The organism is Pseudomonas huaxiensis (assembly GCF_003231275.1).
GTDB classification, from domain to species: domain Bacteria; phylum Pseudomonadota; class Gammaproteobacteria; order Pseudomonadales; family Pseudomonadaceae; genus Aquipseudomonas; species Aquipseudomonas huaxiensis.
On the sequence record NZ_QKVL01000041.1, the window covers coordinates 34,936 to 46,771 of the forward strand.

Sequence of the window (11,836 nt, forward strand, 5' to 3'; positions counted from 1 at the left end):
GCCGTCTTGCGACGGCGGGCATGCTCGGCAGTCAGTCGACCAACTGAGCCTGTTTCAAGGCGCCCAGCGCTTCCAGCCAGCGCGGCTGCTGGCGGTAGTCGGTACGGGCAAAGCCCTGGCCACGCATGGCGGCGATGCGCGGCGATGGCGTGACCTTCAAGCGCTGGGCAGCACTCAAGGCCAGCTCGGCCGCTGCCCGGTCATTACACACCAGACCCATGTCGCAACCGGCAGTCAGCGCGGCCTCGATGCGACTGGCCGCGTCACCGACCACATGGGCGCCGGCCATGGACAGGTCATCGCTGAAAATCACCCCGTCGAAGCCCAACTCGCCACGCAGGATGTCTTGCAGCCAGCGACGAGAGAAGCCTGCCGGCTGGTTGTCGACCTGTGGATAAATCACATGGGCCGGCATCACCGCGGCCAGCTGGCCACTCAGGCGAGTGAACGGCACCAGATCCGCCGCGCGGATCTGCTCGAGACTGCGCTCATCGGTGGGAATTGCGACATGGGAGTCGGCTTCCGCCCAGCCGTGGCCGGGGAAGTGCTTGCCACAGGCGGCCATGCCGGCGGCATTCATGCCGCGGATAAAAGCGCCGGCGAGCGCGGTCGCCCGCTCCGGATCGCCTTCGAAAGCGCGGCTGCCGACCACGGCACTGCGCTGGTGGTCGAGGTCCAGAACCGGCGCGAAGCTCAGGTCCAGGCCGACCGCCAGGACTTCGGTGGCCATCAGCCAACCGCACTGCTCCGCCAGGTACTCGGCATTGGGGTTGTCGGCAATTGCACGCATCGCCGGCAGGCGCACGAAGCCCTGGCGCAGGCGCTGCACGCGGCCGCCTTCCTGGTCGACGGCAAGGATCAGCTCAGGGCGAATGGCGCGGATCGACGCAGTCAGTTCGCGCACCTGGCGCGGGCTGTCGATATTGCGCGCAAAAATGATCAGGCCGGCCACTTCGGGCTGGCGCAGGAGGTGGCGGTCTTCGGCGGTCAGCCAGGTACCGGCGATATCCACCATCAGGGAGCCTTGCAGGCTGGCACTCATAAATGATCCTTCAGTTGACGGGGGCGCTGGCCCACTGCGGGCAGGCGGCTTCTTCTATTTGCACCGGACAATGCGCCGGAACCCGCTCGAACAGGCTCACCAGGTCGGCATTGCCCAGGCGCACACAGCCATGGGACAGCGGCACGCCCATGGGTTCGGTGTCCGGTGTGCCATGCAGGTAAATATAACGACGGAAGGTGTCCACCGCTCCCAGACGATTGCGGCCGGGCTCGCAGCCGCTGAGCCAGAGAATCCGCGAGAGGATCCAGTCGCGCCCGGGAAATTCTGCGTGCAGGGCGGGGGTCCAGGTTTCGCCGGTCCAGCGTCTGCCGCGAAGCACCGCACCTTGAGGCAGTCCTGCGCCGATCTTCGCGCGCACCTGATGCAGGCCGCGCGGCGTGCAGCCGGAACCGTTGTTTTCACCTGGACCATTGAGCGCCGTGGACACCGGCAGACGCACGACCAGACGGCCTTGGGAGAACCCGTAGAGGCATTGGTCGGCGAGGGAAATGTGCAACAGATCGAGAGTAGACATGGGGCGCTAGCTTAGCCGAAGCCAGTCGTCGCGCCCAGTCGCGAATCAGGCCTTGGCCGGTGCCGGCGCGCTACCTGACTTGTTGCGCGGACGCAGTTGCGCGGCAGCCATCGCCTCGTCCGTGACACCGCTGTCGGCACGCATGCCGGCGGCGAGAAACGGCACCATCAGACGCATGACCTGCTCGATGGAGGTGTTGATGCCGAAATCGGTTTCCGCGATGGCCCGCAACGCCTTGATCCCGGACATGCTGAACGCCGCGGCACCGAGCATGAAGTGCACGCGCCAGAACAGCTCGATAGGCGGGATACGCGGAGCGGCTTCATTGACCAGCAGCATGTAGCGGCGGAACACTTTGCCGTACATGTCTTCCAGGTAGCGCCGCAGATGCCCTTGGCTCTGGCTGAAGGCCAGGCCCAGCAAACGCATGAAGATGGACAGGTCGTTGCCGCTGCGTGGCTGCACCACCAGCGCCTGCTCCACCAGCATCTCTAGCAGTTCTTCCAGGTTCGGCTTGTGCTCAGGACGCGCCTGTCGGCGATCCAGTTCACGCTCGAGGCTCTGACAGAAAGGCCCGAGGAAGCGGGAGAAGACCGCCTGGATCAATGCCTTCTTCGAACCAAAGTGATAGTTGACCGCAGCCAGATTGACTCCGGCTTTGCTGGTGATCAGCCGCAACGACGTTTCAGCGAACCCTTTTTCCGCGAACAGCTGCTCGGCAGCATCGAGAATGCGTTCAACGGTTTCCGATTGGGCCATGGGTAATCCACCTGACAAACAGTTGTTTGAAACATACGTTTCATGGTCGTGACTGTCAAGTCAGGCGGGCAATTAGATCACAGCTTCAGGCGCCAGGCGGGCAAAGTTCACGCGGCTTTTTCCTGCTGCTTGCAGCTTCATGCTTGCAGCAGCACCTCTACTGTATATAATCCCAGTCACTGTATAAAAAGACAGAGCCATCGACATGCTAAAACTGACGCCACGCCAAGCTGAGATTCTGGCTTTTATCAAGCGCTGCCTGGAAGACAACGGCTTCCCCCCTACCCGGGCTGAAATCGCCCAGGAACTGGGCTTCAAGTCTCCCAACGCCGCCGAGGAGCACCTCAAGGCGCTGGCGCGAAAAGGCGCCATCGAAATGACGCCCGGCGCGTCCCGCGGTATCCGCATCCCTGGCTTCGAAGCACGCCAGAGCCAGGACGACAGCTCGCTGCCGATCATCGGTCGCGTGGCCGCCGGCGCCCCCATCCTCGCCCAGCAGCACATCGAGGAATCCTGCGCCATCAACCCCACCTTCTTCCATCCTCGCGCCGACTACCTGCTACGCGTGCACGGCATGAGCATGAAGGACGTCGGCATCTATGACGGCGACCTGCTGGCCATACACACCTGCCGTGAAGCGCGCAATGGTCAGATCGTCGTAGCCCGGCTGGGTGACGAAGTGACGGTCAAGCGCTTCAAACGTGAAGGCAGCAAGGTCTGGCTGCTTGCGGAGAACCCCGAATTCGCGCCCATCGAGGTCAACCTGAAAGAACAGGATCTGGTGATCGAGGGTTTGAGTGTCGGCGTCATTCGCCGATAAATCAGGAGGCGTCATGCAGTTTCCACACGCACCACAGCAAGTACAGTTAAACCTGTTCGAGGCGTTCCTGGCCCAGCCGGTCCTGCCAAAGCTGAAAACCGAAGCGCCCGCACGCATCAGCAGCACCCCGGACGCGTTCAGCGAGTTGTCTTTCCGTGGTGCGCTGGAGCACTGCCAGAATCTGCTGGCGCCGATCCTGCGCGAGTTGAGTGAAGAACAGGATGCCCGCTGGCTGACCCTGATCGCCCCGCCCGCCCGCCTGACGCAGACCTGGCTGCGCGAAGCCGGGCTCAACCGCGAACGTATCCTGATCCTGCAACCACGCGGCAACCAGAGCGCGATGCAACTGGCCTGCGACGCCCTGCGCCTGGGCCGCAGCCACACCGTGGTGAGCTGGCTGAACCCGGTCAGCGCCGCCGCGCGGCAACAACTGACCCGTGCCGCACGCGCTGGCAGCGCGCAAAGCCTGAATATTCGTTTGGGCTGATACTTGAATTGACCCGCGAGAGTCCGGCTTCCTCATTGCGAGGAAGCCCGGTCACCATCAATGAAGGACCCGCGGACCTTCGTCCCGCTCGATCTCACCTTCCACCAGACGACCTGCCATCTGCACGCCAACGCTGAGCATGGCCTTGGCCACCTCTACATGCTGACCCTGCAGGAACGCTTTGGCGTCTTCGGAGAAGTTCAGGGTTACCAACGAACCCTCGTCCTCGGCACGGCGCAGCTCGATCCGGCCATCAGGCAACTCGACAATTTCTAGAAAGGACGTGGGCATATCAGGAATGTTCTCCAGGAAAGACTGGCATTGTAACAGTGACCGTTACGATCAGCACTCACTCAACCCCTCGCGAAAACGGACGGCCAGCTTCTTCAGATTCTGCCGCCACTCCTCCAATTCCTCCCGAGAAAGCGGCGCCACCTCGGGTGCATCGAGGCTGACAGCATGAATCAACGGCTGAGTGACATCGCCTTTGGGGGCTTTTGTTGCGACCGGCGGTTTGAACAAATCGGAATAAGCTTTTAACAGTCGTGTCAGCCAGGTCTCTGATTGCTGGGCCAGCTCCACCAGTTCGGCCATTTCCGGAATGGCGATCGCTTCCAGCACCTCAGGGGTCAGCAAGGCCTCAGCCCGTGGCGCGGCGGCCTGTGGCAACCGATAGAAGCCGGCGATTTCATGGCACAGCCCCAGCAGTGCACCGTAGAGGTGAAACAACGCTGACTCACGCTCGGCCTGGAGTAGCGCCTGGGCGTTCATGGCACGACTCTCCTGAGCCTTGCCCATACCTTCGAGCGCGAGGCCGGCGAAGAAAATTTTCTGATTGGTACGGGTATAGAGTTCCTGGGCCATGAAGGCGCTCTCCGATAAGGCTGCGGGGCGAGGTCTGTCAGTTTCGGGGAAGCGTTTCCCCCGCGCAAGGATCTGTGATGGATAAGGTCGGTCCAGACAAACAAAAAGGCCGTGCCCGACACTGTCAGACACGGCCTTCGAACGCGAAGATCAGCGCTTAGCGCTTGTCTTCGACCTTCCACGCATTGCCGTCATAGAACGCGCGCCAGCCGGTCGGCTTGCCTTCCACTTCGGTCTGCACGTACTGCTCCTTGGTCTTGCGGCTGTAGCGAATCACTGCCGGGCGACCATCCGGATCCTTTTGCGGCGCTTCGCAAAGGAAGTGGTACTTCGGATCGATCTCATCCTTGTGCGGGATGATCTCGAGCACCAGCGGCGCACGGGTTTCGCGGTTTTTCGGGAACTGGCTGGCCGCCAGGAACAGGCCGGAAGCACCGTCACGCAACACGTAGGTGTCGTTGACCTTCTCGCACTTGAGTTCCGGCATGTCCACCTTGTCCATCTTCGGTGGTGCCGCTTCGCCGTTCTTGAGCAGTTTGCGGGTGTTCTTGCACTCTGAGTTGGTGCAACCGAAGAACTTGCCGAAACGCCCGGTCTTGAGCTGCATTTCACTGCCGCACTTGTCGCATTCCAGGCTCGGACCTTCGTAGCCCTTGATCCGGTAGTTGCCTTCCTCGATCTCGTAACCCGTGCAATCCGGGTTGTTGCCACAGATGTGCAGCTTGCGCTTTTCGTCCAGCAGGTAGGCATCCATCGCCGTCGAGCAGATCGGGCAACGGTGCTTGCCAAGCAGCACGAGGGATTCGGACTCGCCCTCATCATCCGCAGCAATCTCGTCGCCCGGCACCAGGTTCACGGTGGCCTTGCAGCGCTCTTTCGGCGGCAGGCTGTAGCCCGAGCAACCGAGGAACACACCGGTGGACGCGGTGCGGATCATCATGTGCCGGCCGCATTCCTTGCACGGAATGTCGGTCGGGGTCGGCTGATTGGCGCGCATGCCGTTTTCGCTGGCCTCGGCGACCTGCAGCTTCTTGCTGAAATCACCGTAGAACTCGTCCAGCACGTTCTTCCAGTCACGCTCGCCATGGGCCACGTCATCGAGGTTCTCCTCCATGCCGGCCGTGAAGCCGTAATCCATGAGGTTGGAGAAGCTCTCCGACAGGCGCTCGGTGACGATGTCGCCCATCTTCTCGGAGTAGAAGCGACGGTTGTGCAGGGTCACGTAGCCGCGGTCCTGGATGGTGGAAATGATTGCCGCGTAGGTCGATGGACGACCGATACCGCGCTTTTCCATTTCCTTGACCAGGCTCGCCTCGGAATAACGCGCAGGCGGCTTGGTGAAGTGCTGGCTCGGATCAATCTGGATCAGCTTGAGCACTTCGCCCTGGTTCATTTCCGGCAGAACGTCGTCGTCGCCCGGTTTGCTTTGCTGCGGCAGGACACGGGTGTAACCGTCGAACTTGAGGATGCGGCCCTTGGCGCGCAGCTCGAAATCACCCGCGGCAACGCTGACAGTGGTCGACAGGTACTGCGCCGGTGGCATCTGGCAGGCCAGGAACTGACGCCAGATCAGTTCGTACAGGCGCTCTGCATCACGCTCCATGCCGCTGAGCTTGCTCGGATGGGTATTGACGTCGGAAGGACGAATCGCTTCGTGCGCCTCCTGAGCGCCTTCCTTGCTGCCGTAGACCAGCGGGGCCTCAGGCAGGTATTTCTTGCCGAATTCGCTTTCGATGTAGCTACGCGCCATCTCCAGTGCGTCCGTCGACAGGTTGGTCGAGTCGGTACGCATATAGGTGATGTAGCCCGCTTCGTAGAGCCGTTGCGCCATCATCATGGTCTTCTTCACGCCGAAGCCGAGGCGATTGCTCGCCGCCTGCTGCAGGGTCGAAGTGATGAAGGGTGCCGACGGCTTGCTGCTGGTCGGGCGGTCTTCGCGCTTGGCCACGGTGTAGCTGGAAGACTTGAGTTTTTCCAGGGCCGCCATGGCCTGGGCTTCGTTCAGCGGCTTGAAGGCCTCGCCTTTTTCCCGGGCAACCTCGAAGCGCACCTTGGCGTTCTTGGCGGTACCGAGGTCAGCGTGGACTTCCCAGTATTCTTCCGGGATGAAGGCACGGATTTCCCGCTCACGCTCCACCACCAGCTTCACGGCTACCGACTGCACGCGACCGGCTGACAGGCCCCGGGCAATTTTCTGCCACAGCAACGGCGAGACCATGTAGCCGACCACGCGGTCGAGGAAGCGGCGGGCCTGCTGCGCGTTGACCCGGTCGATATCCAGCTCGCCTGGCTGGGAGAAAGCTTCCTGGATGGCCTTCTTGGTGATTTCGTTGAACACCACGCGCTTGTAGCGGCTGTCATCCCCACCGATGGCTTCCCGCAGGTGCCAGGCAATGGCTTCCCCTTCGCGGTCCAAGTCGGTTGCGAGATAGATGGTGTCGGCATCTTTGGCCAGGCGGCGCAATTCCTCGATCACCTTCTCCTTGCCCGGGAGAATCTCGTACTTGGCTTTCCAGCCATGATCGGGATCGACACCCATGCGGGCGACCAGTTGCTTGCGCGCCTTTTCCTTGGGCGACAGCGCCGGGGCCTCGCCCGCGGTCTTGCCACGCTTGGCAGCCGGTTCCTTGGTGGCACTGGCCGAACCGCTGGTGGGCAGGTCTCGGATATGGCCGATACTCGACTTCACCACGTACTGGTTGCCCAGGTACTTGTTGATGGTCTTGGCCTTAGCCGGGGATTCCACAATGACCAGCGATTTGCCCATGGATCGGAAAATTCCTGAATACTGAAAATAAAAACACGGCAGGTACCTGACGCGGCACCGCTATATATAGTGGCTATAGAATGAGGTCAAGCGCGGGAGTTCAGCCGCCTGCACCATCCGGACGGGAAAACAGTGTCGTTTCAGCCTGAACCAAAGCAAAGCGTGGCACCTGCTCGCCGTCAACTTCGACCGACTCGAGAAACATCGAAAGGGGTCTGACCCAAAGGCCGAATTCGCCGTACAGGGCTTGGTAAAACACCACCCACTCCTCGGTCTCGGAATGCTGTGCAACGCTGAAGACACGGTACTCAGGCCCCTTGTAGTGCCGGTATACGCCTGGTTGTATCTGCATGCCGCTGGCCCTCTTGAAAAAAAATTCCGAAAAAACAAAAACCGGGGCACCAGGCCCCGGTTTGGTCAACCACGCGATCAGACGCGCTCGAAGACCGTGGTGATGCCCTGGCCGAGGCCGACGCACATGGTCGACACGCCGAAGGTACCGCCGTTCTGCTTCATGACGTTGAGCAGAGTGCCGGAAATCCGTGCACCCGAGCAACCGAACGGATGGCCCAGAGCAATCGCGCCGCCGTGCAGGTTAACCTTCTCGTCCATCTTGTCGAGCACTTTCAGATCCTTCAGCACCGGCAGGGCCTGTGCGGCGAAGGCTTCGTTGAGCTCGAAGAAGTCGATATCAGCAATGCTCAGACCCGCGCGCTTGAGCGCTTTCTGGGTCGCCGGCACCGGGCCGTAGCCCATGATCGCCGGGTCGACACCGGCCACCGCCATCGAGCGGATCACGGCCAGCGGCTGGATGCCCAGGTCCTGGGCACGCTGGGCCGACATCACGATCATGCACGAAGCGCCATCGGTGATTTGCGAGGAAGTACCCGCAGTCACGGTGCCGCCTTTCGGGTTGAACGCAGGGCGCAGTGCAGCCAGGCTTTCCAGGGTGGTGTCCGGACGAATGGTTTCATCGTAGTCGAAGACCTTGAGGAAGCCATTCTCGTCATAACCCTGCATCGGGATGATCTCGTCCTTGAATTTGCCTTCCACAGTCGCCTTGTGGGCGAGCTGGTGGGAGCGCAGACCGAACAGATCCTGCTGTTCACGGCTGATGCCGTGCATTTTGCCGAGCATCTCGGCGGTCAGGCCCATCATGCCCGAGGCCTTGGCGGCGTACAGGGACATGTGCGGGTTCGGATCGACGCCGTGCATCATGCTGACGTGGCCCATGTGCTCGACACCACCGACGACGAACACATCACCGTTGCCGGTCATGATCGCCTGAGCGGCGGTGTGCAGCGCGCTCATGGACGAGCCGCACAGACGGCTGACGGTCTGGCCTGCAGCAGTGTGCGGGATCTGCGTCATCAGCGACGCCATGCGCGCGATGTTCCAACCCTGCTCCAGGGTCTGGTTCACACAGCCCCAGATCACGTCCTCGACTTCAGCCGGGTCGACCTTGCTGTTGCGCTCCAGGACTTTGCTGATCAGGTGCGCGGACATGTCTTCGGCGCGGGTATTGCGGTGCATGCCACCCTTGGAGCGGCCCATCGGTGTGCGACCGAAGTCGACAATCACCACGTCTCTTGGATTCAGGCTCATATATTTTCTCTCGCTCTATACCGTTGGGCGCTTAACCGAAGAAGCTCTGACCATTTTTGGCCATTTCACGCAGCTTCGCGGTGGGGTGGTACAGCGGGCCCAGATCGGCGTACTTGTCTGCCAGGGCAACGAATTCGGCCACACCGATCGAGTCGATGTAACGCAGCGCGCCGCCACGGAAGGGAGGGAAACCAATGCCGTAGACCAGGCCCATGTCGGCCTCGGCCGCGGTTTCGACGATGCCGTCTTCCAGGCAGCGCACGGTCTCAAGGCACAGCGGGACCATCATCCAGTTGATGATGTCTTCATCAGTGACTTCACGTTGTTCGAAAATGACCGGCTTGAGCACTTCGAGCACCGAGGCGTCGGCGACTTTCTTCGGCTTGCCGCGCTTGTCGGTTTCGTAGGAGTAGAAGCCCTTGCCGTTCTTCTGGCCCAGGCGGTTGGCTTCGTACAGCGCGTCGACAGCCGAACGACGATCGTCCTTCATGCGGTCCGGGAAGCCTTCGGCCATTACGTCGCGACCATGGTGGCCGGTGTCGATGCCGACCACGTCCATCAGGTACGCCGGGCCCATCGGCCAGCCGAATTTTTCCATGACTTTGTCGATGCGGACGAAGTCCACACCGGCGCTGACCAGCTTGGCGAAACCGCCGAAGTACGGGAACAGCACGCGGTTGACCAGGAAGCCCGGGCAGTCATTGACGACGATCGGGTTCTTGCCCATTTTCTTGGCGTAGGCCACGGTGGTGGCGACGGCCACTTCACTGGACTTCTCGCCACGGATGACTTCGACCAGCGGCATCATGTGCACCGGGTTGAAGAAGTGCATGCCGACGAAGTTTTCCGGACGCTTGAGCGCCTTGGCCAGCAGGTTGATGGAGATGGTCGAGGTGTTCGAGGCGAGAATCGCATCGTCCTTGACCTGACCTTCGACCTCGGCCAGAACGGCCTGCTTGACTTTCGGGTTCTCGACCACGGCTTCGACGACGATGTCGACGTTGGCGAAATCGCCGTAGGACAGGGTCGGACGAATCGCGTTCAGAGCTTCGGCCATCTTGGCCGGGGTCAGACGACCTTTCTCGACGCGCTTGCCGAGCAGCTTGGAAGCCTCGTTCAGGCCCAGCTGGATGGCTTCCTCGCGGATATCCTTCATCAGGATCGGCGTGCCCTTGACCGCGGACTGGTAGGCGATGCCGCCACCCATGATGCCGGCGCCAAGTACGGCGGCCTGCTTCACGTCATGGGCGATTTCGTCGTGGGCCTTGGCTTTGCGCTTGAGTTCCTGGTCGTTCAGGAACAGGCCGATCAGGCTTTCGGCAACCGAAGTCTTGGCCAGCTTGGCGAAGCCGGCGGCCTCGACTTCCAGCGCCTTGTCACGACCGAAGTTGGCGGCTTTCTGAATGGTCTTGATCGCTTCGACCGGCGCCGGGTAGTTCGGGCCGGCCTGGCCAGCAACGAAGCCCTTGGCGGTTTCGAAGGCCATCATCTGCTCGATGGCGTTGAGCTTGAGTTTTTCCAGCTTCGGCTGGCGCTTGGCCTTGTGGTCGAACTCGCCACTGATGGCGCGCTTGATCAGGTCCAGAGCCGCTTCACCCAGTTTCTCAGGCGCGACAACAGCGTCGACAGCGCCAACTTTCAGCGCGTCTTCAGCACGGTTTTCCTTGCCCGATGCGATCCACTCGACCGCGTTGTCGGCACCGATCAGGCGCGGCAGGCGAACGGTACCGCCGAAGCCCGGGTAGATACCCAGCTTGACTTCCGGCAGGCCAATCTTGGCGCTGCTGGACATGACCCGGAAGTCGGCCGCGAGGCACATTTCCAGGCCGCCGCCCAGGGCGATGCCATTAATGGCGACAACGGTCGGCACGCCGAGGTCTTCGAAGTCGCTGAAAATGCGGTTGGCTTCCAGGTTGCCGGCGACCAGCTCGGCCTCGGGCAGCTTGAAGTTATCGACAAACTCGGTGATGTCCGCGCCGACGATGAAAACGTCCTTGCCACTGCTGACAATCACGCCTTTGATCGATGCGTCGGCCTTGATGGTGTCCACCGCCTGACGCAGTTCGTTCAGGGTAAGACGGTTGAATTTGTTGACGGACTCACCCTTGAGGTCGAACTTCAGTTCGACGATGCCGCTTTCAAGAGCCTTAACCGTGATGGCTTTACCTTCGTAAATCATCAACTGATCTCCACGATATGGAAGCTGAACTGTACACGCTGATCGCTGTGACGACGGTCGACCGGCTCATGGCCGTTGGATGTCGATCCGCTGCCTCAAACATACCCGTCAGCGCGATAGTCGGGATTCTGTACGAGCTTTCTGATGATACAAACGCTCAATTCATACGCCCGTTTGATTCGGGTGTGCACACAGTCACCGAAATGATCGGCTTTGTCAAACCCCCATGAGTGCTGGACAAACGCGACTTTGCGGTCATTTCTGGTTGAGACTTGAGCAACTCGGCACGACGGTGATTCACCATCATTCACGTAAGCGATTAGACGTTACGCGCCGCAAATGAATTCGGCGCGTAAACAGCGTGGAGGAGAAAAAAGAAGGGCGTTTTACCGGGCGCGAAATTAAATCCCGCACTACACTGCGAGCTACTGAAGCACTTCCCGGCCTGCCTGGCCTTTTTTTTCGATGCATGCAGCCCGCCCGGGAAACCTGGCGGGCTTTTTATGGTTCTTCACGGAATGCCGCGGCCATGATCTTGGCGATTTTGGCTTAGGTTTGGGCTTGGCTGCCGGCCCCTTCCGCCTCTACCGTGGCCGACTTTTGTCTTGGTGGCAAAAGTCGGCAAAACCGCTCGCTCCCGCATCTGGCCCTACGCTGCGCTTCGGGTCCCCTCGCTACGACGCCTTTCGGGGCCACACGGACTACGACTTCCTCTTTCTTGCTCTTTCTTGCTCTTGATCTTGCTTCTGCTCTTCATGCGCGCAAGTTCAGACGCCAT

At 61.0% G+C, this 11,836-nt stretch carries 11 protein-coding genes; 2 read left to right on the forward strand and 9 right to left on the reverse strand.

From position 1 onward, the window contains the following. Window positions 1-31: 31 nt before the first annotated feature. Genes nagZ through DM374_RS27180 form a run of 3 tightly spaced genes read right to left on the reverse strand, consistent with a single transcriptional unit; the run spans window position 32 to window position 2,336 of the window. A complete protein-coding gene (nagZ, locus tag DM374_RS27170) occupies window positions 32-1,030 on the reverse strand; it encodes a beta-N-acetylhexosaminidase (protein WP_175653864.1) in 999 nt (332 codons plus the stop codon). A gap of 22 nt (window positions 1,031-1,052) precedes the next feature. Then, complete coding sequence (locus tag DM374_RS27175) at window positions 1,053-1,577, reverse strand: L,D-transpeptidase (protein ID WP_110972669.1); 525 nt, start codon at window positions 1,575-1,577, stop codon at window positions 1,053-1,055. A gap of 45 nt (window positions 1,578-1,622) precedes the next feature. Then, window positions 1,623-2,336 carry a TetR/AcrR family transcriptional regulator gene (locus tag DM374_RS27180; protein ID WP_095157929.1) on the reverse strand — a complete coding sequence of 238 codons (714 nt, stop codon included), beginning with the start codon at window positions 2,334-2,336 and terminating at the stop codon, window positions 1,623-1,625. 205 nt (window positions 2,337-2,541) lie between these two features. On the opposite strand from DM374_RS27180, the gene lexA reads away from it, so the two are divergent. After that, window positions 2,542-3,156 carry a transcriptional repressor LexA gene (gene lexA, locus DM374_RS27185; protein ID WP_095157931.1) on the forward strand — a complete coding sequence of 205 codons (615 nt, stop codon included), beginning with the start codon at window positions 2,542-2,544 and terminating at the stop codon, window positions 3,154-3,156. Window positions 3,157-3,169: 13 nt separating this feature from the next. Next, window positions 3,170-3,643, forward strand: coding sequence for an SOS-induced cell division inhibitor SulA (gene sulA, locus DM374_RS27190; RefSeq protein WP_110972670.1), 474 nt, complete (start codon window positions 3,170-3,172; stop codon window positions 3,641-3,643). Between the two features lie 57 nt (window positions 3,644-3,700). Here the strand turns inward: sulA and DM374_RS27195 are convergent, their stop codons facing one another. The 6 genes from DM374_RS27195 to fadB all read right to left on the reverse strand — a co-directional run bounded on the left by DM374_RS27195 (window position 3,701) and on the right by fadB (window position 11,058). After that, on the reverse strand, window positions 3,701-3,934 hold the full coding sequence (locus tag DM374_RS27195; RefSeq protein WP_095157935.1) for a hypothetical protein: 234 nt from the start codon (window positions 3,932-3,934) through the stop codon (window positions 3,701-3,703). Window positions 3,935-3,985: 51 nt separating this feature from the next. After that, the gene (locus tag DM374_RS27200; RefSeq protein ID WP_110972671.1) at window positions 3,986-4,507 is read right to left on the reverse strand and encodes a DUF6586 family protein; all 522 of its coding nucleotides are present in this window, start codon (window positions 4,505-4,507) and stop codon (window positions 3,986-3,988) included. Between the two features lie 157 nt (window positions 4,508-4,664). Further along, window positions 4,665-7,274 carry a type I DNA topoisomerase gene (gene topA / locus DM374_RS27205; RefSeq protein ID WP_110972672.1) on the reverse strand — a complete coding sequence of 870 codons (2,610 nt, stop codon included), beginning with the start codon at window positions 7,272-7,274 and terminating at the stop codon, window positions 4,665-4,667. Between the two features lie 100 nt (window positions 7,275-7,374). Next, on the reverse strand, window positions 7,375-7,626 hold the full coding sequence (locus DM374_RS27210; RefSeq protein ID WP_110972673.1) for a DUF1653 domain-containing protein: 252 nt from the start codon (window positions 7,624-7,626) through the stop codon (window positions 7,375-7,377). Window positions 7,627-7,703: 77 nt separating this feature from the next. Next, complete coding sequence (gene fadA / locus DM374_RS27215; protein WP_095157943.1) at window positions 7,704-8,879, reverse strand: acetyl-CoA C-acyltransferase FadA; 1,176 nt, start codon at window positions 8,877-8,879, stop codon at window positions 7,704-7,706. Window positions 8,880-8,910: 31 nt separating this feature from the next. Continuing rightward, on the reverse strand, window positions 8,911-11,058 hold the full coding sequence (gene fadB / locus DM374_RS27220; protein ID WP_110972674.1) for a fatty acid oxidation complex subunit alpha FadB: 2,148 nt from the start codon (window positions 11,056-11,058) through the stop codon (window positions 8,911-8,913). Window positions 11,059-11,836 lie beyond the last annotated feature (778 nt).

Excerpts from the sequence above, each read along its gene's own strand:
- fadA (WP_095157943.1), bottom strand. The coding sequence starts at position 8,879 with ATGAGCCTGAATCCAAGAGACGTGGTGATTGTCGACTTCGGTCGCACA.
- sulA (WP_110972670.1), top strand. The coding sequence starts at position 3,170 with ATGCAGTTTCCACACGCACCACAGCAAGTACAGTTAAACCTGTTCGAG.
- DM374_RS27175 (WP_110972669.1), bottom strand. The coding sequence starts at position 1,577 with ATGTCTACTCTCGATCTGTTGCACATTTCCCTCGCCGACCAATGCCTC.
- DM374_RS27180 (WP_095157929.1), bottom strand. The coding sequence starts at position 2,336 with ATGGCCCAATCGGAAACCGTTGAACGCATTCTCGATGCTGCCGAGCAG.
- DM374_RS27210 (WP_110972673.1), bottom strand. The coding sequence starts at position 7,626 with ATGCAGATACAACCAGGCGTATACCGGCACTACAAGGGGCCTGAGTAC.
- lexA (WP_095157931.1), top strand. The coding sequence starts at position 2,542 with ATGCTAAAACTGACGCCACGCCAAGCTGAGATTCTGGCTTTTATCAAG.
- DM374_RS27195 (WP_095157935.1), bottom strand. The coding sequence starts at position 3,934 with ATGCCCACGTCCTTTCTAGAAATTGTCGAGTTGCCTGATGGCCGGATC.
- topA (WP_110972672.1), bottom strand. The coding sequence starts at position 7,274 with ATGGGCAAATCGCTGGTCATTGTGGAATCCCCGGCTAAGGCCAAGACC.
- DM374_RS27200 (WP_110972671.1), bottom strand. The coding sequence starts at position 4,507 with ATGGCCCAGGAACTCTATACCCGTACCAATCAGAAAATTTTCTTCGCC.
- fadB (WP_110972674.1), bottom strand. The coding sequence starts at position 11,058 with ATGATTTACGAAGGTAAAGCCATCACGGTTAAGGCTCTTGAAAGCGGC.